Below are 21,796 nucleotides of genomic sequence, written 5' to 3'. Positions count from 1 at the left end.
CTTGAAACGTTTTTACTAGATTTAAGCAGAATAAAACATAAAAAAGCTGTATAAAAATAAGCCTCTTTGTTATTTTGAGCTTATCGAATAATCTTAAAAACAATCCTTAACTCGGATTTCGACAAACTTAAACTAATAAAAAAACTATAACTTTTTATACAGCCTCTTCTAAATTTATAAAACGAAAATGAAGAACGCTCTAGGCAGCAATTTCTGTTTTAAAATGGTCGTAAAGCTCTTTACAACCATAACCAATAATTGAAAACTGCTTGTTTTTCATTAAAGACTCGGTATGAAGTTTAGACAAAGCCTCTACGCCATATTTATCCATACTCTCAACGTCCTTAATACTAATAGTAAGACTATCAAAATTATTAAAAATATTATCAAACTCGTTGATAAAAATGCCTACAGTACTTTTGTTTAAGTGGCCTTTAACTTTGTAAAAGTTATTACAGCTGGTAATTTCTAAATCCATACTAAATGTTTTAAATGGTTAAACTAAAAAAATAAGGAGTCCATAATAGGGTTGTCCCATAAAAGTAAGAAACCAATATCATTTGTATACTATTTTATCGACCAATAGATTTTAAGATCAGTTAAAACACTTCTAGGTGCATATTTTATCGACAAAAGACATATCAATTTCTATATTTCATTACTTTTACTAGAACTTTTAAGTTCTAGTTTAAACCTACAAATTTAAGTTCATGAAAAAATTCGCCCTATGTTTTTGTTTACTATGCACCTTGAGTAGCTTGGCACAGTCGCAAGAGGCATCAGACCAAAAAGCCATTCAAAAAGTTTAAAAAAAACAAAGGCTAGCCTGGTCAAACAACGATATTGAATCCTACATGGAAGGTTACTGGAAAAGCGACTCTTTAAAGTTTACGGTGTTCATGGTGTTACAAAAGGCTGGGAAAACACTCTAGAGCTCTATCTAAAGGCATATCCTACCAAAGAGCACACCGGGAAATTAAATTTCAAAATAAATGACATCACTAAAATTAGCAACGACGCGTATTATGTTTTAGGAGAGTATCACATAAAACGAGATGTTGGAAATGCCGATGGTATTTTTATGCTGGTTTTCAAAAAAATTAATGGCGCATGGAAAATTATTGCCGACACTTCAACTTAAAAGGTTCTTGCCCTACAATTTCTTTACAAAATCGGTAATAATCACAATTTGTTGCGCGCCTACTTTACCTTCAATGTATTTATCATTGTCGCGATCTAAACGAATATTTCTAACCGCAGTACCCTGTTTTGCTACCAAGCTAGAGCCTTTCACTTTCAAATCTTTAACAAGCACTACAGCATCACCGTTACTCAAAACTACACCATTAACATCACGGTGAATAATTTTGTTAGCCTCATCTTCATGCTCGCCAGTAGCGCGTGCTAGTGCTAAAGCGTCATCATCCAAATACATCATATCAACCAAGTCTTTTGGCCAACCCTCATGACGTAAACGCTGTAACATACGCCAAGCCATGATTTGTACGGCCACATGCTCGCTCCACATACTATCGTTTAAACAACGCCAGTGATTAGGATTCATTTCTTCCCTTTCTTCAATTTGATCCAAACAGGTTTTACACACCAAAATGTCATTATCCACATTTTCATTTAATGATGGAGGAATGGTGTATTGCGATAAATCTTTAGCAGATGAACATAATTCGCAAGTGTTGTTGCTTCGGTCTTTTAAGGTCTGTAAAACGCTCATATATGAAATTTATCTTGCAAAAATACAGCTAAATAAAACCTTCCGCAAGCTTGAAAACAAAAACAAACTATTTAGAAAGTCCTGACACAAAGGTGTAAACGTCATCTCGATAAACATTTGTAAAATATTTATTCATCATATGTTCACGCTTTTTACGTAAGTGATCTGTTGGCCATGCCTTTTTCTCCAAATCTGGAACACTTTCAAAAAGTTTTTGCAAGTCTGAAATAGACGATAAAAAATAGGCGTTTTTCAATTCACTACCATGGGCGCCCCAAGCATGTCTGTAGGTGAAATACCCCTTAACTATAGCATTATCTTTGATTAATTTTTCAAAATCTTCCTTAATTATGTTTTCTACCTCTTCTTTTTTTCCATCTTCTGGGAAATTGAGATGCTTCGTACGCACATAGCACACCATGTCTTTAGACCAGTCTTGAACTGGCTTCATTATTGGAAGTACAGAATAAATCTCATCGGCATGATCATGCGTATAAAACGATCGCTGCTTTCTCTTAAAATCTTTAAGCGCTTTTTCGTTAGGCCAGGCTATTTTTTCTAGTTCTGCATTGCGCTCTACAGCTCTTTCAATCGCCGCCCAAGAACCGTATACTCTTACTAAAACAAGCTCTCCACTACTTCCCGATAATTGTGGCTTATAAAAGGACGACCCCAGTATATACTCATTTTTTTTAATGACTTTCTCTAAATACTCTTTTTCTATAGCTTTCCATTCGGCTAAATCTAAATGTTCTAAATTTTGATTCCAACTCAAGGTAGTTGTTGTCATAAACTTCGGTGCTTGGCCAGACTGAGCACAGATGGTTTCGGCATAAAAAAACATGAACAGAAGTGTCATGCATGTGAGGGTGTGTTTAATAGTTTTCATAATCTAGCAAAAAATTAAAGTTAATAATTAGGCTTTAAGATTTTGGGGCAAGGATTACGCTACTAATATAATATACTGAGAGACAAGTTGTTAAAAATACAAAAAAGTATTCACATTATCATATGTTTTTTAAATTCTCTTGCATTTTTTTTGGCATACCTTTTACAACCATGTTGTATGAATGATCGATTAAAGTTTTTATAAAATCGGATTGTAAGGCACCTTCATTCAGGTAAAGGGTATTCCAATGCTTTTTATTCATGTGGTAACCCGCCCGAATACAACTATGAGATGCCCGTAACTCTAAAGCGTATTCGGGATCGGCCTTTAAGTTGATTGCCGGCTCGCCTTGTTCCCATTTTTTTAAAGAAATTAAGGCATACATCTTGCCTAAAACTTTAAAAACCAAAGTATGCTCATCAAACGGAAAATCTTCAGAAACCCCATTTTTACTTAAACAATAATCTCGAATTTGTTCAATATCCATGCTTTAAATTCTATAAAATTCAACCTATAACTTCATATAAAATAGGCTTACTAGGGGCTGCATCATTCTCAAAAGGTGCAATTTGGAGATTTAAAAAATATTCGCCGTCTTTAACCTTATTAGGTACATAAATAAACTCTGTAATACTAGCATCAAGGCGTAACTTTCCGCTGGTATTCCAAAACGCATTATGCGCTAAAAGCATACATTCATCCTTTTCTTTATCGACACTTGGCAAATCTACCAACAGGTGTTTTATACCCTTTTCTCTTAAATAAATAGCCGCATCTTCTAACAAATAGGGCGGATTGGTATGAGAATAATGCATGGACAACTTGTCTAATGTATTAGGAATCGTACGAATCACTACAGCGTCACGCTTCTTATTTCCTAAGGCAAATTTAATCTGCTTTTCAGAAATAACCGAGTCTCCATTTAAACGCTCTGGCGCTACGGTAATGACTTCTGCTAAAAAGAAAAATTCCTTTAAGTGTTCATTTATAGAGTGTACTTTTTCGGTAATATGCCCTGCACATTCGGTATGTGTACCATGAGCATGCGGATTAAAACTAACATTATTAAAATTTATACAAGCGCCATTTTTTACCGCTATTTTCCACTCACCATCCTCAACAGGCTCTATTCTAGGAGCATCGACATACCATGCCCGAACATTTTTTTCGGAAGCACGAAGCGGTATAGAAATATCTATAGGCTTTTTTAAATTAATTTGAAGTTTTCGTGAATTATATTGGATTGTAGCGTTCATATCCAAATATAATCAAATCATAAATAGTTCTGAAGCAATTCCGTCAATTAAAAATTTACCGTTCTGTGTTGCTACAAGGCTTTTAATGACTTGACCATTTTCATCAATACCTTCTGAAATAGCCAGCAAATCATCTTTTAAAAATGACGCTGCATGTTTTCGTAAATATTGAAGAAACGGCTCCCCAAATTCATCTTCAATTTGCGACAACGATACCCCCCAAACCGTTCTTAAGCCCGTCATAACACATTCATTAAAGCGATCGATTTCAGATAGCGTTTCTGTTGTTTTTGGTAATTTACCTATGGCGATACTTTGTATGTATTTATTATTATTGGCAATATTCCAACTGCGTTCATTCCCCTGAAAGGAGTGCGCCGACGGCCCTATTCCTAAATAAGCTTTGCCTTGCCAATAACTCGTATTGTGCTTAGAAAAGTAATCGGGTTTCCCAAAATTTGAAATTTCATAATGTACAAATCCTGCTTCTTTAGTACGCCTAACCAAATGATTAAAATGTTGCAAAGCTAAATCCTCATCGATAGGTGGAAACACGCCTTTTTTCACAAAACTATCCAAGACAGTTTTAGGTTCAACCGTAAGGGCATAACTAGAAATATGCGGCACTCCAAATTCCAAAGCTTGTGCTATATTAGCCTCCCATTTTTCCACGCTCATATTCGGAATACCATATATTAAATCGATGGTTATATTATCAAAATAAGCAGTCGCTTCTTCTAAACACGCCCTAGCCTCTTGGGCATTATGAGCCCGATTCATGCTTTTTAAATCATCTTCAAAAAAAGACTGAATACCTATACTCAAACGGTTTACAGACGACTGAGACAATGCTTTAATTTTTAATGCCGATAAATCATCTGGATTGGCCTCCAGAGTAATTTCTGGGTCATCACAAACGGTATAGTGTTTATAAACGGCATCTAATAACATTTGGATTTCCTGTTGAGACAATAAACTAGGTGTACCTCCTCCAAAATATATGGTTTCAATAATTAGATTTTCAAAATCCGCTTTACGCATTTCTAATTCAATAATTAAAGATTGTAATAGTTCATCTTTCTTTTTTAAAGACGTAGAAAAATGAAAATCGCAATAGTAACAAGCCTGTTTACAAAAGGGAATATGAATGTATATGGCAGCACCTTTATAGCGCTTCAAATGGGATAGACCCTGTGCTGTTTGAGCATAGTTATTCATACCATATCAATTTATTAAAGGTTACTTTTTAGAACGAAGATTAATAACTGTAGTCCCTTTTGAAGACGGTGTACTATTCTGCTTCACGAAAGCTGCCCACCCAGAATAACTTTTATCTACATTAACACGTCCAGAATTATAAAAATGACAAACAGCCGCAGCCAAACCATCAGTAGCATCCAAGTTTTTAGGCAAGGTTTTTAAGCCTAAATTACTTTGAAGCATTTTAGCAACCTGTTCTTTACTAGCATTTCCATTTCCCGTAATGGCCATTTTTATTTTTTTAGGCAAGTACTCGGTAATTGGAATTTCACGACTTAAACCAGCAGCCATAGCCACGCCTTGAGCCCTACCTAGCTTTAACATACTTTGTACATTTTTACCAAAAAAAGGCGCTTCAATAGCTATTTCGTCGGGATTGTGTGTGTCAATAAGTTCAATGGTGCGTTCAAAAATAAGTTTTAACTTGATATAATGATCGTCGTATTTTTTCAAATCCAACTCATTCATCTGCAAAAAGTGCATCTTTTTACCAACCACTTTTATAAGGCCGAAACCCATAATGGTGGTTCCAGGGTCAATCCCTAAAATTATTCTTTCCTGCATTAATCATTACAAAAGTAACAACCGCTTAGCGAAATAGACGCCCCAATTGTTACGGTTAATATATCTCCGTTAAAAGTACCATAACCATCAGACACCTGATTATAGTCCTTTCCGAAGCCAAAGATATAAGAACCATCCAAATAAATGGACAAAACGTCGTTAATAGCGTAATGAAATTCTATGCCTCCCATGGCATTAAGGTAGTTCAGTTTTTTTTCACCATAAATATCCAATGGTCTAATCATAGAATATCCAGGGCCTGCATGCAAAAAAGTTGCCATGCGTTGGGAAAATCTCATAATATCAGAGGCGTCGTAAACCCATTGTAAATTTAAACGCGTATAATTTATTTTAAAGGCTGGACTCTGGTTTTTGTTTGAAAACCGGTTATACCCAAAGTCTAATTTAGCGCCAAAATCTTCACTAAACATATATTGTAACCCTAAGTTAATGGTTGGAAAATTAATTGGCTTCGCTTCAAAATTACTCACAAAACCATTTGACATGGGCGTATTAATTCCCGTTGCAAATTGCAATTTAAATGTACTCGTATCGCCTTGTGCTTGTGATAAATTACAACACAACAATAAGAAACCTACCACCCATGAACTCTTAATTTTATTAAAATAAGCAATCATTTCGTAATATTGATTTAATTTGTACCATCATAGCACATACACTTTCATACCGCAGCAAACAGTATCTTTTTAGGCTTATTAAAATAAGCATAGTCCTTGCTGCGCTTTACTTTATCTATCAGAAAATTATACACAATAATACGTTACATTTTTCTGACTTCTACAATATTTTGTCTGAAAATAATGCTTTTTCGGTCAAAACACTAAGTTTTCTGTTAATTTTGACCCTTATTAACTGGTTATTGGAGCTTTTTAAGTGGCAATGGCTACTTCGTCCATTTAAAAAAATTTCTTTATATCAAGCCTGCGAACAATGCTTAGGGTCGCTCACCGCTTCTTTAATAACCCCTAACCGCATTGGTGAATATGGCGCCAAAGCCATGTACTACCAAGCCGCCTTTAGAAAGCATGTTGTAGTACTAAATCTTATTAATAATATTTTACAATTAACGGTAACAACAATTGTTGGATTTATAGGTTTATTGTGGTTTACACAAAGCCATAAAACACTTTTAAACACATATTACCTAGTCATTTACATCACTACTCTAGCACTTATTACTGGTTTAATTGGCTTGTTTGTTTTTAAGGGTAATTTTAAATTCATGCAGTTGTCTACTAAAAAATTGAGTCGCTTTTTAAGACGACTTCCTAAAAAAACACTTTATTACGGATTAGGATTATCCTTTTTACGATACGCTGTTTTTTCCTTTCAATTTTATTTTTTACTACAAATTTTCCAAATTGAACTGCCTTATTTTGAAGCGCTCTCCATAATTGCCTCCATGTACTTTATAACCTCAATAATTCCTTCTATAACACTTTTTGACGGCTTGATAAAAGGCAGCATTTCGGTATATTTATTTGCATTTGTTGGCGCTCACGAGCTTATCATTTTATCAATTACCATGGTGATGTGGTTGCTTAATTTTATGCTTCCAAGCCTAATAGGCTGTTACTACGTACTCAACTTTAAGTATAAAAACACGATAAACTCATGATGTTTTTATACACAGCCATTCTCATCCTTTATGTTATCCTAATTGGTAGTTTAGCGTACGGTTGCAGTCAGATTAAAATTTTTAATGGTACAATAAAAAAACCGGCAACCAAGTTTTCTGTAGTGATTCCTTTCCGTAATGAAGCTAAAAACCTGCCTCAATTATTAGCATCGATTTTCAATCTTAACTACCCTAAAACCTTATTTGAAGTCATTTTAGTTGACGATGCCTCGGAAGACGACTCCGTTAAGCTGATACATAATTTAACTAAAGACCAGCGCATTGATCTAAAAATAATACCCAATGAAAGAAACTCAAATTCCCCAAAAAAGGATGCGATAACTTCTGCTATCAGTAAGTCAAATCACGACTGGATAATTACCACCGATGCCGATTGTATTTTGCCAGAATTTTGGTTAGACAGCTTTGATGCTTTTATTCAAAAAACCGGTGCTTATTGCATTGCTGGCCCTGTAACTTACCATGTGAAAAGTTCATTTTTAAACCGTTTTCAATGTCTTGATATTTTGAGTTTACAAGGTGCTACGATTGGAGGGTTTGGCCTAAAGACGCCTTTTTTGTGTAATGGTGCTAATTTTGCTTATAAAAAATCATTATTCACAGAAGTTTCTGGCTTTGAAGGCAACACGAATATTGCTAGTGGCGACGATTTGTTTTTGTTAGAAAAAGCCCTTGATAAGCAAGCAAATCGGGTTAACTATTTGAAATGCCAAACGGCCATTATTAAAACAAATGCCCAAGAAAACTGGAAGCAACTCATTTCACAACGGGTGCGTTGGGCTGCAAAAACCACAGCCTATAAAAATGGTTTTGGAAAACTTACTGGTGTTCTTGTATTCGCTACAAACCTACTCCTCGTTATTGGACTAATACTTAGTTTGTTTGGTCTATTTTCATTTAAAAACCTCAGCATAACCTTTGTACTAAAGTGCGGGACCGACTTTTACCTGCTCTATAAAACGGCTCGTTTTTTTAAACAGACTTCTATTTTAAAAAATTTCGTGGTAAGCGCCTTCCTTTATCCTTTTTTTAATGTTTACGTGGCATTTATGGCCTTATTTTCAAACTACAACTGGAAAGGCAGAACTTTTAAGCGCTAGGCTAATTAACACGTATTATTAAAGGCAGCTTAAATTCTGTAGTGACTTGCTGACCACGTTTAATGGCTGGAAAAATTCTAGGCAAACCGGTTAGACTCTGATTTAGTAAATCATCAATATTTGGGATTTCATCGATGGTTAAGCTATCAACACTGGCATTAATTAAAGATAAATCACCTGTTTTAGACACTTGAAATTCCAATAAAATGGTATCATTAATATCTCGAGAAACCACAATCCCTTCATCTTGCAAAAAATTGGTGATATGATGGGTTAACGTGTTTTGAAAACATGTTTGTCGCGCAGCTTTACTTGCCGATTCATCACAAACTGTAAAATTAGGGTATTCATCAACATCATTCCAATTAAAAGTCTTCAACTCTTCATTTAAAATGGCTTCTGAAGATGTTTTTTTTACTTTAAAATACTCGCAAGACGAAAGCATTAAAACCAATAAAAAAACAATAGCGTGTTTCATGGATTACAACTGAAACCGAAAAGTACAATATTTTTAGATTTTATGTTGACAAAAAGGGAAAAACCTAATACACTGAGCCTTGTGATATAGAAATACGGACTTAAAAAACGGTAGAGATACAAAGTTTCAAAGCAACAACGTCATCAAGCAAAAAAAGGTGTCATAGAATAGGCACCTAAAGTTGCGGAGACGCAAAACATCATGACCTTAATTAAAACTAAGGTTTTAAAACTTCACAATTTCTTTAAAAGAAGCGTAATCTATAAAAAAGGAAACTTTTAAAAAAGAAGAACCCTGTGGGTCTCTCACCTCCACAGGGTTATGTAAATTGCTATTATCAACTAAAAAATTGAGGGATTAATTAATTTTTGAATTGTTGATACCACAAAGATATATAACATGATTCTTTTCTAACTGCGGAAAACCCGCATCAAACTTACGGAAACAGATCAAGTAGTTGATTTTCAGCTTTTTAACATGTTAAAAATAAACAAATAATGTCTAAAAAAGTAATAATTTTTATTTTTAACGGTACTTTTTATACAAATCCTTTTTTACGTGCTTGATTTAGAAGGGTCTCATCCTGTCCATCTTCAACTTCAAAAAGATCACGAAGTTGCTTTTTGCGCTTTTCTATAGCACTTAAAGAAATATCTAAATGCGCGGCTAAATTTTTAGTTTTAACACCTTGTGAAAGTAAGTGGAGTATTTTTCGATTCTTATCGTCAATCACAATATCACTGCTAATGGTTCTGCGTATTAATTGATTTACTGTAGCACTATAAAAAGGCACATTATCCATAACCGTTTGAAAAGCGTTGGCTAATTCGTTAGATGTTAAATCACTTTTAATTAACAAGCCTTCCGGATTTATCGTTTTAATAATGTTATGAATTCTAAACGACTCATTAAACATAGTTAAAATGATTATTTTGGATTGGGGCAATACCTTTCTAGCAAATTCGGCTAAATCTTCGCCAGAATTCATACTTCCATCAGTTGACGCTGGCAAACTGATATCTACGAATAACACATCAAAGGACCTGTCTGTTTTTACAGCCTTGTTTATGGCCCTAAGCGCTTCATCGCAGTTATGAGCGATTTCAATTTCTAGTTCTTGATTGTCGCGTTTGGTATACAGCAACGTGTTTTGATACCCCTCAATAATCATGGGGTGATCATCAATCATAAGTATTTTAATAGTTTCAGTCATATTTAAGGGTTAAGATATGGGGACATCTATATTTACCGTGGTTCCTCCTTCTATTTTTTTAGAAATTATGTCTATTTTTCCTTGTATTTCCTTTATTCTTGAGGTCATGTTTTTAAGGCCAATGCCAGATTTTGTTCTGCTCACATCAAATCCAACACCGTCATCAATAATACTTAAACAAACGGCATTATTTTCCAATTTAAAAACAAGATTCACTTTACTTGCATTAGCATGTTTATAAATATTGTGGAGCGCCTCTTGAATAATTCTATAAAAATGAATTTTTATTTTATTTGAAACCTCATCCCAATCGATAGTAGACTGCCATTCTAATTTATATTCAAGTCCGTAAGCTACAGTTTGGGTCTCCACTAAGGTTTTAATAATACCTCTAAAACCAGAACCCGAAACAAAATCGGCATTTAACTCATGTGAGACTTTTCTAATGTCTTCTTCTATCATTTTAAGCTCAGCAATATACTGGCTTCTTGTTTTCATGGCCTCGGGACTCGTATTGGTATTTAAGCTATCCAAACTTAAACGAGCACCAAAAAGTTTCCCTAGCACACCATCATGTAACTCTTCCGAAATACGTTTCTTTTCTAAAGCTCGAGCATCCTCAACAACTTCATTTTGAGCAAGTAAAAGATTATAAATTTCTTCGTTGGTTTGTTGTTGTTGTTGAATAAACTCTAACTTCTTATTTTTATTGCGCTGTGTAAATATGATGTATAATAAAATAGAAGCCACAATAACTACAATTGAAATAACTAACAACCACATGCGCTCGCGTGCTATTCTAATATTCTCCTCTTCTATCTCATTAGTTTCAAACTTAATTCTAGTAAACTTATTTCTAATAGCCCGTTCACTTTTCTGAAGGCTATCATTAAGTCGCACATAATTTCTTAAATGGTTGGCAGCAACCTCGCCTTCCTCAATTTTTGAAAGTAATAATAATGATTTCAAGAGGGCGTCATTATAATATTTTTCTGCAATACGCTTGGCTTCATAACCATAATATTTAGCGGAATCCTTCAATCCCAAATCATTAGAATATTCGGCTAAATGTTGAAAAATGATTATAGAATTATAACCATCTATACCGGCAGCTTTGCTTGCTTTCAAGGCTTTATGATATAAACCTGGCAAGGCGTCTCTATCATTCGACAAATATAAAGTGTGTGCATAGTTGTCGAGGACGATGGCGTAAAATTCGGGTGATTCATTTTCTAAAGTTTCATCTTCAAGAACTTCCCCTAAAGTCTTTAATGCTAACTCATATTGTCCGGCATTTTTTAATACGTTTCCTAAGTTGTTTTTTGAAAAATCTATAGCCGCCTTATTATTTCCTTTTAACCTTAACTTGAGTTCTATAGACTTATTTTGATATTCAATAGATTTATCATATTGCTCTAAACCATTAAAAACCACCCCTAAATTATTATAGAAAAATGCCTTTTTTTGAATAACCTCTTTTGTCGGTTTTTTTATTTTGTTTAAAAGCATGATGCCTTCAATTGACGTCAGTTCACTACCTGTATAATCCTTGGCACCACGTTGAAGCAAAGCGATATCTAATAATACTGCAGCCGTATTATAATGATCATTTAATTGTTTAAACAATTTCTCCGCGCGATGGTTATAAAAATGTGCACTATCGACCTGTTTATCAAAATAATAATAGCCTAAGTTTTTATTTATTTGAGCTATGGTAGTCGTATCTTTAAACTTTTCTGCTAGTTGTAAGTTTTCATGACTCAATTTTAGAAAGGAACCACTATGTCCCATTTCCTTATCTAATTCTAAAAGTTTTTGGTTACACTGCAACAATAGGGAATAGCTATTCATATCAAACGCTAAATCCTTAGCTTTTAAAACAAGTTCCTTTTTTTCCTCTAAATTATGCTCTGGATTACTCGACTCACTTAAATAATAGAGTACCCTGTCAAACTTTTCTTTACTATAATTCTGAGTAAAAGAAAGATTAACACACAAGACTATCGAGAATAAAAAGAAAATAAAGCGTTTCAAAAGTATCAGGGGGTAAACACCTTCAAATGTATCTATAATTTTTCAATTTATCTAAAACCGATGATCAAACCTATATAAAAAGCCATCTAAATTTACAAATACCTAATTAGCGCTCAACTACATTTCCGCCTGTGATTAACGTCGTTGTTGGTTCATCAGTAAGCATGTCATCTTCTTGTAGGTCTTGCTCTGTACACGAAGCAAAAATTGTTATAAAGACTGCAATTAATAAGGTAATTTTAAGAATTTTCATTTTTACGTTTTTATTAATTGTCATTAGATATTATATTTGTAATCTTTTTTTTAACGCTCAACTACATTTCCACCTGTAATTAAGGTCGTTGTTAGTTCCTCGACGAGTTTGTCGTCTTCATGCAAATCTTCTTTAGTACATGAAGTAAACAAAGTAATAATGGCTGCTACTAATAAGGTGATTTTAAGAATTTTCATTTTTGATGTAATGGACAAAATGGTTGGTAAATCCTTTCGAAGAGCTTATGTTTATTAGCTTTGAAGCAAATCAAAGGCTTTGAATAAAAAAAATGTAAATTTTGTAATAGCTTACTAACCCATAAATATGGTGTTAGATTAGAAAAACAGCGTTATAAATGTTTGAATTGTAAAAGTGTTTTTACTGGAGGAAAAGAAATTCAAGTAGACTCTGGGACTGTAAACTATTTTGTGTTTTTGCTGTTAGTTAGTTTAAAAATGATTTTGAAATTCATAGGCAAAAAATTTACTTTTAAATTTTTATTTTATGAACTCAGACTTAGAAAAACAATTAGACGCCTTGATCGGCAAAATCAGCAACAAGGAGGACTTTGACCAGGTCAAGGAACAGTTGCTTAAACGTGGTATTGAATCACTTTTAAAAGCAGAAATGACTGCCCACTTAGGGTTTCAAAAAGGAGGTTCTGTAATTGAGAACAACCAGCGCAATGGTTTCTCAGAGAAAACTATCAAGACTCATAACGGCGAACAACGCATCAAAATCCCCAGAGATCGTCAAGCGAGCTTTGAGCCTGTTATTGTCCCCAAACATCAATCGATTAGTCAAGAATTAGAAGATTGTATTCAACTGCTTTACGCCAAAGGTATGAGCAATAGCGATATTATTGATTTTATTGAAAGTACCTATGGAGTGCAGTATTCCACATCACAGGTATCCATTATCACCAATCAATTATTGGAAGACATCAAACAATGGCAGAATAGACCTTTAGAAGACGTATATCCCATTGTCTGGATAGATGCTATTCATTATAAAATACGTCAAGAAGGCAAGGTAATATCTAAAGCCTGTATGATAGTTTTAGGGGTGAATACCGAAGGGCAACAAGATATTTTGAGCATGAGTATTGTGGAGACAGAAAAGGCAGCTGCTTGGATGTCCATTTTAGACGATCTGCGCTCTAGAGGCGTAAAAGATATCTTCTTTCTGTGTTCGGATAACCTCTCTGGATTAGATAAAGCTGTAGAAGCTATTTTTCCAGGTAGTATACGTCAAATATGTATCGTACATCAAATTAGAAACTCTTTAAAATATGTGAGCTATAAGGACCGTAAATCAATAATGGTCGATATTAAAGCTATTTATCAAGCCGATAATGAGAAATTCGCTTTAGAGGCTTTCGAAGTCTTTAAACAAAATTGGGAAGATAAATACCTCTCTGCCGTACAGTCTTGGGAAAACAATTGGGATAATTTGACCGCGTTTTTAAACTACCCAAAAGAGATTAGAAAACTTATATATACTACCAATATCATTGAGAGTTTTAATGCCAGTTTAAGAAAATATACACGCAACAAAAAAGTCTTCCCTCATGATGATGCAGCACTGAAATCCATATATTTAGCAGCTCAAAGCATCAGCAAAAAATGGAAGAAAACACGATTTAAATGGGGCCAAATTTACAATCAATTGTATATTTGTTTTCCAAACAGGTTATAATCTATATTATTTTAACCTATGAATTTTGAAATTATTTTTCAAAAACACAAAATTTTGGATAAACTCTAGACTCTCTTTGGGATGAATATACCAGAGGAAAGCAGACCTATTTACAGCTTTCTCAGAAATATGGATGTTCAAAGCGAATTATACAACGTAAACTAGATCTTCATCAAGTAAAGGACGTAGAGATAACACCTAAGAAAGTTATTGTCTTAATGGATACAACATATTGGGGGAGAAGCTTTGGATTAATGCTCTTTAAGGATGCTTACAGCAAGGAGAATCTTCTTTGGTGCTGCATTCAAGGTTCTAACGCAACAAACGTTGCTTTTTTTTGTATGAGTCTAAGCTACAATTTTTAGTTCTTTTATCATAACTTCATTAGGGGTTTTAAATCCAATAATTTTACGAGGTCTATTGTTTAATTTTTCTTGAATTTCGATGAATGTATTTAAGTCAATTTTGTTAAAATCTGTTCCTTTTGGGAGGTACCTTCTGATGAGTCCGTTAGTGTTTTCATTGGTACCTCTTTCCCAAGAAGAATAGGGGTGTGCAAAGTAAATTTTCATACCTGTTTTCTTGGTAATTGTTTCGTGTCTTGCCATTTCAATTCCATTATCGTAGGTCATAGATTTTTTGAATATGGGATCTAGTTTGTTAAGTTCTTTAGAAAACATTTTAGCAATTTCCTTAGAGTTCCTGGCTTTTAGTTTGATAATTAATGTATATCTAGATTTGCGTTCTACGATAGTTCCAATAGCCGATTTTTGATCCTTCCCAATCATTAAATCTCCTTTCCAGTGTCCGATTTCATTTCTTAGGTTAATATGCTCGGGCCTTAGGTCTATACTGACTTGGTTTAATATTTTAGATCCTGTTCTGCGTCTTTTTTTAGAGGGTCTACGTCTTGTTTTTTTGCGTACGAGGAGTTTAATTAGTTTTTTATTTAAACTAGCTTGAGGCTTTGCATATATGTACCTATAAATTGATTCGTGAGAAATAGACATTATAGGATCATTTGGGAATTCTTCTTTTAGTCTTCCAGCAATTTGTTCAGGAGTCCATTGTGATAATAAGCCCCTATAGACATAAATTCGAAGTCTAGGGTACTTAGATATTTTATCAATATTTCTTTTGTTTAGGTAATCATCTTTGGCGCACCAATGAGCTAGTTCTGCTGAGTATTTATCTCTATCTGTTTGCACCCATTTATTAACTTCTCTTGTAACCGTAGATCGAGCTCTGTTAATGGTTATAGCGATGTATGATTTATTCTTTTTTTCAGTTAAAAGAGTCTCAATCTGTATTCTTTATTCTTTCTTTAAGGGTAAGTCTACCTGTTTTTTTCGTACCATAATTACAAATCTATTAATTTAGATTTGTTGCGTTAAGTTCTTGAATACGGAGGTATTGGCTAACACGGTTCGATTTGTGCCAGTGATTTCGGAGTTACTGTGCCGTTGATTTCGGTTTAAATTGTGCCACACGGAAATTGAGTTAGCTAAAAACGGTTTGATTTGTGCCAATGTTTCCGTTTCGATTTGTGCCACTTTAAGAGATCAAGTAATTACCTTATTGCTCTAAAAAGCGATATGGCCAACACACTTGATCCAAAGGACCTAAAACAAATTATCAACTTAAAACAAGATGGTTATAGTAACCGTCAAATTGGAGCCACACTTGGCATTTGCCGCAACACTATAAATAGCTATATACACCTATTTAAAGGTAGTGGTTATAGTTTTAAGGAGTTATTAAAGCTAGACAACCACACCCTAGAAAAGCTCTTTACATCTCATACAACCATAAATAACAAACGCTATGATGAATTGATGCTTTATTTTGAAAGTATTAATAAGGCTCGGAACCACCCAGGATTTACTTTTTTGTACCACTACACAGAATATAGTCAAAAGGTTAAAGACCCTTATAGTTACACTCAATTCATGGAGCATTACCATCGTAAATATGCCAAGATCAAGGGATCTATGAAACTTGAACACGAGGCAGGGAAAGAGATGTTCGTGGACTTTGCTGGAAAAAAACTTCAGATAGTAGACAAAATCACAGGCGAGATACTTCCAGTAGAGGTCTTTGTTGCCATGCTCCCTAACAGTCAGTATACCTATGTTGAGGCTTGTATGAGCCAAAAGCGTGAAGATTTTATAAGTTGTTGCGAAAACGCCCTTCATTTCTACGGGGGGAGTACCCAAGGCCATCGTATCAGACAATCTAAAATCAGTCGTTACCAGATCTAGTAGATACGAAGCTCAGGTTAACCGTAGTTTTAAAGACTTTGCCCGCCATTACAACTGCGTGGTCAATCCAACGCGTAGTTACTCCCCTCAAGATAAAGCGCTGGTGGAAAACGCGGTGCATCTAGCTTATCAACGGATTTATTATCCCCTTCGGGAAATGACCTTTTTTTCTTTAGCAGATCTAAACAAAGAGATAAAACTTCTACTAGAGCGCTACAACAACCTATTATTCCAACGCAAAGAAGCTAGTCGTCTGGAGCTCTTCCAAAGCGTCGAACGAGAGTATCTAAAACCCTTAAGCAGTACACGCTACGAGATAAAAGAATATAGAAGAGCTAAGGTTCAGAAAATAGGCTATATCTATTTTTCACCAGATAAGACTTACTACAGCGTTCCATATCGTTACATTGGCAAGGAAACCACGCTACACTATACCAAAGGCATGGTAGAGGTGTATTATAATCAACAGCGCATAGCTATACACCAACGTAGCGGTTCCAAAGGCGCATACATAACCAACAAGGATCACCTTAGTAGTTCTCATAAACAATACAGCCAGTGGAGTCCGCAATACTTTAAGAACAAGGCAGTTGTCCATGGTAGTTATGTTGCAGCATGTGTCGAGCGGATTATTGCTGCGTTGGATTATCCTGAAACAGGGTATAAAAGAGCTATGGGCGTTATACAACTCCATAAGTCTTATGGCTCCCAAAGGTTAGATAATGCTTGCAAAAGAGCCATACAGGCTGATGCTGTAAGCTACAACAGGATAACCAACATACTGAAGAATAATCTAGATCAAAGCTCCTTATTCCTACAAGAAGAAACAGACCGAGGTTCTCATATCCCCAAGCATGCGAACATCCGTGGGGCATCCAATTATAAGTAAAAACAACACGAAAAAATCACTTAAATTTTATACATATATGAATACAAATCACACCATCGAAAAACTCAGAAAAATGAGATTAACAGCTATGGCTGAACTCCATCACAACCACCTTAGTGATAACCGAATAGAGGGTCTTACGCCAGATCAATATCTAGCATTGCTTACCGATCACCAATGGGAAGACCTTCAGAATAGAAAGATAAAAAGGCTTACAACGCAAGCAGCCTTTAAGCAGGGAGCTACACTTACAGATATTAATTACCTGCACAACAGAAGCTTGGACAGAAATATGTTCGAGCGTTTGGCTACTCTAGATTTTGTACAAAAAAAGGAAAACTTGATTATCACAGGATCCTCTGGAGTGGGTAAAAGTTATATAGCTCAGGCATTGGGACATCAAGCTTGTATGATGAATAAAAGAACCCTATACACAAATACTGCTAGACTGATGAAACGATTAAAACTAAGTAAAGTAGATGGCACTTACCTTAAAGAACTTGCAAAACTATTAAAAGTAGATCTGCTTATCCTTGATGATTTTGGTTTACAGAGCTTCGACAATCAGGACAGAGAGGCGCTTATGGACATAATCGATGAAAGACATGATAAAAAAGCAACGATTGTAGCTTCACAAATACCTGTATCCGCTTGGTACGATATTATCGGCGAAAGCACTATCGCTGATGCGATACTAGATCGTATTGTAAATTCATCGCATAGGATAAACCTTACTGGAGAATCCTTGAGAAAAGGTAAGTTGAAAGAACAGTATTAATTAAATTTAACTATTATTGTATGATCTCTTAAAGTGGCACGGTTTGACCGAAATACGTGGCATGGTCACTCCGAAATAGCCAGGTATTACGTCAAATCAGAAACTAACGCTTTGTATATAAAGGGGATTAATGAGCTAAAATCTAAAGGTTTTGAGATTGTTGCTATTGTATGTGATGGTAGAAAAGGCTTGGTTGGTACGTTTAAAGGAATACCTGTCCAGCTCTGTCAATTTCATCAAGTTGCTGCAATAAGAAGATATATAACTAAGAACCCGAAAATGCTTGCTTCAATTGAATTAAAAACGCATGTAGCTATGCTCAAAAATACAGATAAAGAATCTTTCGAAGGAGGATTAAATATGTGGTTTATTAAGTGGGAAAGCTTTTTAAATGAGCGAACTATTAATAATGAAACAGGCAAGAGTCATTTTACCCATAAACGACTTAGGAGTGCGTATAGAAGTCTTAATACGAATATGACATGGTTATTTACATGGTATGATAATTACGATTTAAATATTCCTAATACAACCAATATGATTGATGGGCATTTTTCTGATTTAAAAAACAAACTCAGAAATCATAACGGATTAACCAAACAAAGAAAAATCAAATTTATTAATGAGTTTTTAAAAGCAAAAATAGACGTACAAGAATAGGCGTTAAAAGACCAACCATTTTGTCTATTAGGCCTCATTTTTACGTTTTTTTAATTGTTATTTGATTTGAGAAATTTATTTTTTATTAGCGTTCAACTACATTTCCGCTTGTGATTAATGTCGTTGAAGTTTCGTCTATCAACATATCATCTTCATGTAAATCTTCTTTAGTACAAGAAGTGAATAAAGTGATAAAGACTGCTACTAATAAGGTGATTTTAAGAATTTTCATTTTTTTGAGTTTTTCAGGTTAAATATTATTTTAAAAAATTGATGTATTTTGAATTTTAGACCGTAAAAATCAACTAAACAAAACATATGAAATCGCACTTAAATGCACGACCATTAGCGTATGGATATTGAGAGAAAAATGGCCAGAAATAGCCATGAATGATTTTTTACAGGAAATAAAGAAGCAATTTTTTAACCATTCAGCATTCTAATATAATTACAAATATTTAAAATTATAAAGCCCCCCTAAAAAAGGAACCTATAATCGCTGAAATACCCGAAATTTTAACAAACTAAAGTGTAGATTTATTTTTTATGAGGCTCGTTTTCACTATTTTAGTGCGAAAATTCTCATCCCTTGGCGTTTGTTGAAGCCTGGTTATTAGAAGTTCTGCTGCCTTAGATCCGATAATTTTAGCATGCTGACGAATGGTCGTTAATCTGGGTAAGGTATGATAAGAATCGGACTTACTAGCAAAACCAATTACAGAGATATCCTTTGGTACTTTTAAACCAAAATTCACAGCCATATTTAAGCCAATTATTCCCGAAGAACTATCGGCAGCAATAATACCATCTAGCTGACCATTTTTCTTGAAAAAACTCTTAATCTTTTTCTGCTGATCATCTTTTTTCTTAAGTTTTAAAACCAGTGCCTCCATACCGGCTTCTAAAATCGCTTTATTATAACCGCGTTCTCGAAGTTTCCCAACACTTAAATCGTTGATGTTACTAATAAAACCTATAGTTTTCCGGTTTTCGGCTAATAAGGTTTTTGTAGCATTATAGGTGGATTCAAAATCATCTACAATCACTTTATCGCACATCACATCGTGAGCAACGCGATCAAACATGACCACAGGTAACCCCTGACTAATGGTTCTTTTGAAATGCTCAACCTCACCTTTAATTTGCGTTTCTTCGGCCATGGACAAGATAAATCCATCAACACTTCCGCTGGCCAGTAATTGTAAGCTTTCCTTTTCCTGAGCTAAAGATTCATTAGAAATACAAGTAATGATATTATAACCGTGTTTAGTCGCCTCTCGTTCGATTCCGAAAAGAACTTTAGCCAAAAAATGATTCAGAATATTAGGAATTATAACACCAATAGTTTTGGTTTTATTCTGTTTTAAACTTAAAGCAACCTTGTTGGGTTTATAGTTATATAATTCGGCGAGTTCTTTAACACGTTTTACGGTTTCGCCACCTATCTCGGTGCTATTATTTAGGGCTTTTGAAACTGTAGAAATCGATACATTTAGCTCTTTAGCCAATTGTTTTAATGTCACCATAAATGATTATAAAATTGTATAACTCATGCAATGTACAAAATTACTCATTGCTACTCATGATTTATTTTTTTAGAAAAATTCACATGTACTAAAAACCTGAACTACTCTACATTAATATTCCTATCTACACTTGGAGAACAAAAGGCATCTCCGTTTCTAACAGTAGGTTTTACCACCACCTTATACGATCCTGCATCAGAATAAGTATGCGTCGCCCTAGTTCCTGAAATTTTCAGAGTAGTACCATCTCCAAAATTCCATGTGACCTCTTCATCTAAATTATGTTCACCAGTATACAACAAGATAAAAGACACTTCCTTTGAGTTTTTGGGTGATATCACATGATTTACATTGAAATTTACGGGTTCAAAAAGGCAATCAATAGCATTTTCAGCATCATCAGATCCGCATGAGTTAAAACCCATAAAAAGACCTAAAATAAATAAAACATGATATACTTTTTTCATTCAAATACACTTTAAAAATTCAACATAGGAAAAGCTTTCCTTTTAAACATAAGATAAAAAATAACAATAGCACATTTTCACCAAAACCTCAAAAAAATAATATTTGTATGCCAAAAGAACAGCACATTGCTTTATTAAGCATTTCTATTAATAAAAAATAAACCTACCTTCGCCAAAGCTATATAAATACCCCTTACTACTTGGTCAATTTAAAATGCTTATGAAAAGGCATATTTTTCTATCACTGCTCATTTGTTCGATCTCTATTATCGCACAGCATGACTCCACAATTCATAGAAAGAAAACGGATAGCACTAAACACGAGTCAAAGTTTGACCAATTCAATAAAAAAGCTGAAGCCTTTTTTAAGAAATTCCCTGTACCTATTTATTCTCATCTTCCAGAAGCTGGTAATATTTATGGATTAACCAAATTTAACATTTTACAACTATCCCAAAAGGATACGATTTCGAAACCTTCCAAACTATCAGAATTGTTCACCTTATCCTCTAGGGGTCAAATTAACGCTTCCATTTCCACAGAACTTATCTTTAAAGAAAACAATCGTGTTGTAGAGGCCTACATAAATTATAAAAAACAGCCCGATTATATTTTTGGAATTGGTAATAACGTTAAAAGAGAGGATGTAGAAGAAATCCAACTGGAAAGCATCAAGTTTTTTTCTACCTACATGTTTCGTTTCAACAAATACTTCTACGTTGGGGTACCTATTAATTTTTCTAGTTATTTTAATATTGAAACCGAACCAGATAGTTTTTTAATCCGAGACAAAGTTACAGGCTTAGACGGAGGTATTGCCTTAGGTACAGGATTAGCTTTTTCTTATGATAGCCGCGACAACAGGTACAACCCGCAACAAGGGACCTATGTAATGACTTACATTTTAACCAACCCAAAATTTTTAGGAAGTACCTACCAATTTTCTAAATATGAAATTGATGCCAGAAAATATTTTAATCCGTGGCTAAACCACATCATAGCCATTCAAGCCACTACGAGCAACACCCCTGGCAACACGCCTTTTTACGGATCAAGAGCAAAAGTTGGGGGATTTTAG

Annotated in this window: 25 protein-coding genes and 1 pseudogene; 9 read left to right on the top strand and 17 right to left on the bottom strand. The window is 34.4% G+C overall.

What is annotated here, in order from left to right:
- Positions 1–199 precede the first annotated feature (199 nt).
- From C1A40_RS08270 to C1A40_RS08230, 8 genes are all read right to left on the bottom strand, one after another.
- Positions 200–478 carry a hypothetical protein gene (locus C1A40_RS08270; RefSeq protein ID WP_102995491.1) on the bottom strand — a complete coding sequence of 93 codons (279 nt, stop codon included), beginning with the start codon at positions 476–478 and terminating at the stop codon, positions 200–202.
- Between the two features lie 675 nt (positions 479–1,153).
- The gene (locus tag C1A40_RS08260) at positions 1,154–1,732 is read right to left on the bottom strand and encodes a PhnA domain-containing protein (protein WP_102995490.1); all 579 of its coding nucleotides are present in this window, start codon (positions 1,730–1,732) and stop codon (positions 1,154–1,156) included.
- A 67-nt stretch (positions 1,733–1,799) separates the two neighbouring features.
- On the bottom strand, positions 1,800–2,621 hold the full coding sequence (locus tag C1A40_RS08255; RefSeq protein WP_158651322.1) for a hypothetical protein: 822 nt from the start codon (positions 2,619–2,621) through the stop codon (positions 1,800–1,802).
- A gap of 118 nt (positions 2,622–2,739) precedes the next feature.
- The gene (locus C1A40_RS08250; RefSeq protein WP_102995488.1) at positions 2,740–3,108 is read right to left on the bottom strand and encodes an MmcQ/YjbR family DNA-binding protein; all 369 of its coding nucleotides are present in this window, start codon (positions 3,106–3,108) and stop codon (positions 2,740–2,742) included.
- 19 nt (positions 3,109–3,127) lie between these two features.
- A complete protein-coding gene (locus tag C1A40_RS08245; RefSeq protein WP_102995487.1) occupies positions 3,128–3,877 on the bottom strand; it encodes a cyclase family protein in 750 nt (249 codons plus the stop codon).
- 12 nt (positions 3,878–3,889) lie between these two features.
- Positions 3,890–5,095, bottom strand: a complete 1,206-nt coding sequence (gene hemW / locus C1A40_RS08240) for a radical SAM family heme chaperone HemW (protein WP_102995486.1) — start codon at positions 5,093–5,095, stop codon at positions 3,890–3,892.
- A gap of 21 nt (positions 5,096–5,116) precedes the next feature.
- Positions 5,117–5,701 carry a crossover junction endodeoxyribonuclease RuvC gene (gene ruvC, locus C1A40_RS08235; protein WP_102995485.1) on the bottom strand — a complete coding sequence of 195 codons (585 nt, stop codon included), beginning with the start codon at positions 5,699–5,701 and terminating at the stop codon, positions 5,117–5,119.
- Positions 5,701–6,339, bottom strand: coding sequence for a cell envelope biogenesis protein OmpA (locus C1A40_RS08230; protein WP_102995484.1), 639 nt, complete (start codon positions 6,337–6,339; stop codon positions 5,701–5,703). Before C1A40_RS08230 ends, ruvC begins: the two co-directional genes overlap by 1 nt.
- Positions 6,340–6,347: 8 nt before the next feature.
- Here C1A40_RS08230 and C1A40_RS08225 point away from each other — a divergent pair, with 8 nt between their 5' ends.
- The gene (locus tag C1A40_RS08225; protein ID WP_102995483.1) at positions 6,348–7,340 is read left to right on the top strand and encodes a lysylphosphatidylglycerol synthase domain-containing protein; all 993 of its coding nucleotides are present in this window, start codon (positions 6,348–6,350) and stop codon (positions 7,338–7,340) included.
- Positions 7,337–8,461 carry a glycosyltransferase family 2 protein gene (locus C1A40_RS08220; protein WP_102995482.1) on the top strand — a complete coding sequence of 375 codons (1,125 nt, stop codon included), beginning with the start codon at positions 7,337–7,339 and terminating at the stop codon, positions 8,459–8,461. The genes C1A40_RS08225 and C1A40_RS08220 overlap by 4 nt, the downstream gene beginning before the upstream one ends.
- 1 nt (position 8,462) lies before the next feature.
- Here the strand turns inward: C1A40_RS08220 and C1A40_RS08215 are convergent, their stop codons facing one another.
- The 5 genes from C1A40_RS08215 to C1A40_RS18150 form a co-directional block, all read right to left on the bottom strand.
- Positions 8,463–8,939 (bottom strand): hypothetical protein, encoded by a 477-nt coding sequence (locus C1A40_RS08215; protein WP_102995481.1) that lies wholly within the window; start codon positions 8,937–8,939, stop codon positions 8,463–8,465.
- A 538-nt stretch (positions 8,940–9,477) separates the two neighbouring features.
- A complete protein-coding gene (locus tag C1A40_RS08210; protein WP_102995480.1) occupies positions 9,478–10,152 on the bottom strand; it encodes a response regulator in 675 nt (224 codons plus the stop codon).
- Between the two features lie 9 nt (positions 10,153–10,161).
- Positions 10,162–12,150 carry a tetratricopeptide repeat-containing sensor histidine kinase gene (locus C1A40_RS08205; protein WP_102995479.1) on the bottom strand — a complete coding sequence of 663 codons (1,989 nt, stop codon included), beginning with the start codon at positions 12,148–12,150 and terminating at the stop codon, positions 10,162–10,164.
- Between the two features lie 142 nt (positions 12,151–12,292).
- The gene (locus C1A40_RS18155) at positions 12,293–12,463 is read right to left on the bottom strand and encodes a hypothetical protein (protein ID WP_158651321.1); all 171 of its coding nucleotides are present in this window, start codon (positions 12,461–12,463) and stop codon (positions 12,293–12,295) included.
- Between the two features lie 26 nt (positions 12,464–12,489).
- Entirely contained in the window at positions 12,490–12,636 is a 147-nt protein-coding gene (locus C1A40_RS18150) for a hypothetical protein (protein ID WP_158651320.1), read from the bottom strand.
- A 102-nt stretch (positions 12,637–12,738) separates the two neighbouring features.
- Here C1A40_RS18150 and C1A40_RS18780 point away from each other — a divergent pair.
- Together C1A40_RS18780 and C1A40_RS08200 are read left to right on the top strand one after the other, a co-directional pair.
- Positions 12,739–13,011, top strand: a pseudogene (locus tag C1A40_RS18780) (IS1/IS1595 family N-terminal zinc-binding domain-containing protein); the annotation flags it as partial.
- Positions 12,944–14,137, top strand: a complete 1,194-nt coding sequence (locus tag C1A40_RS08200; protein WP_102994202.1) for an IS256 family transposase — start codon at positions 12,944–12,946, stop codon at positions 14,135–14,137. The pseudogene C1A40_RS18780 and the gene C1A40_RS08200, both read left to right, overlap by 68 nt.
- A gap of 347 nt (positions 14,138–14,484) precedes the next feature.
- Here the strand turns inward: C1A40_RS08200 and C1A40_RS08195 are convergent, their stop codons facing one another.
- Positions 14,485–15,447: an IS30 family transposase gene (locus C1A40_RS08195; RefSeq protein WP_422395607.1), complete on the bottom strand. Its 963-nt coding sequence runs from the start codon at positions 15,445–15,447 to the stop codon at positions 14,485–14,487.
- A 285-nt stretch (positions 15,448–15,732) separates the two neighbouring features.
- Here C1A40_RS08195 and C1A40_RS18490 point away from each other — a divergent pair, with 285 nt between their 5' ends.
- The 4 genes from C1A40_RS18490 to C1A40_RS08180 are packed head-to-tail and all read left to right on the top strand — an operon-like array spanning position 15,733 to position 18,725.
- Positions 15,733–16,398 carry a helix-turn-helix domain-containing protein gene (locus C1A40_RS18490; RefSeq protein WP_241910488.1) on the top strand — a complete coding sequence of 222 codons (666 nt, stop codon included), beginning with the start codon at positions 15,733–15,735 and terminating at the stop codon, positions 16,396–16,398.
- 58 nt (positions 16,399–16,456) lie between these two features.
- The gene (locus tag C1A40_RS18485) at positions 16,457–17,287 is read left to right on the top strand and encodes a Mu transposase domain-containing protein (RefSeq protein WP_241910487.1); all 831 of its coding nucleotides are present in this window, start codon (positions 16,457–16,459) and stop codon (positions 17,285–17,287) included.
- Between the two features lie 37 nt (positions 17,288–17,324).
- The gene (gene istB / locus C1A40_RS08185; protein WP_102994337.1) at positions 17,325–18,065 is read left to right on the top strand and encodes an IS21-like element helper ATPase IstB; all 741 of its coding nucleotides are present in this window, start codon (positions 17,325–17,327) and stop codon (positions 18,063–18,065) included.
- Positions 18,066–18,098: 33 nt separating this feature from the next.
- Positions 18,099–18,725, top strand: a complete 627-nt coding sequence (locus C1A40_RS08180; protein WP_102995477.1) for an IS256 family transposase, variant Zn-binding type — start codon at positions 18,099–18,101, stop codon at positions 18,723–18,725.
- Between the two features lie 85 nt (positions 18,726–18,810).
- On the opposite strand, the gene C1A40_RS18145 is transcribed toward C1A40_RS08180, so the two are convergent.
- The 3 genes from C1A40_RS18145 to C1A40_RS08170 all read right to left on the bottom strand — a co-directional run bounded on the left by C1A40_RS18145 (position 18,811) and on the right by C1A40_RS08170 (position 20,718).
- Positions 18,811–18,957: a hypothetical protein gene (locus C1A40_RS18145; protein ID WP_158651319.1), complete on the bottom strand. Its 147-nt coding sequence runs from the start codon at positions 18,955–18,957 to the stop codon at positions 18,811–18,813.
- Between the two features lie 292 nt (positions 18,958–19,249).
- Positions 19,250–20,251: a LacI family DNA-binding transcriptional regulator gene (locus C1A40_RS08175; RefSeq protein ID WP_102995476.1), complete on the bottom strand. Its 1,002-nt coding sequence runs from the start codon at positions 20,249–20,251 to the stop codon at positions 19,250–19,252.
- 101 nt (positions 20,252–20,352) lie between these two features.
- Complete coding sequence (locus C1A40_RS08170) at positions 20,353–20,718, bottom strand: PKD domain-containing protein (protein ID WP_102995475.1); 366 nt, start codon at positions 20,716–20,718, stop codon at positions 20,353–20,355.
- A gap of 220 nt (positions 20,719–20,938) precedes the next feature.
- On the opposite strand from C1A40_RS08170, the gene C1A40_RS08165 reads away from it, so the two are divergent.
- A complete protein-coding gene (locus C1A40_RS08165; protein ID WP_102995474.1) occupies positions 20,939–21,796 on the top strand; it encodes a BamA/TamA family outer membrane protein in 858 nt (285 codons plus the stop codon).

It is taken from the genome of Tamlana carrageenivorans (assembly GCF_002893765.1).
Lineage (GTDB): Bacteria > Bacteroidota > Bacteroidia > Flavobacteriales > Flavobacteriaceae > Pseudotamlana > Pseudotamlana carrageenivorans.
Note: the sequence above shows the minus strand (reverse complement) of the source record. Positions and strands in the feature narration are given on the sequence as shown.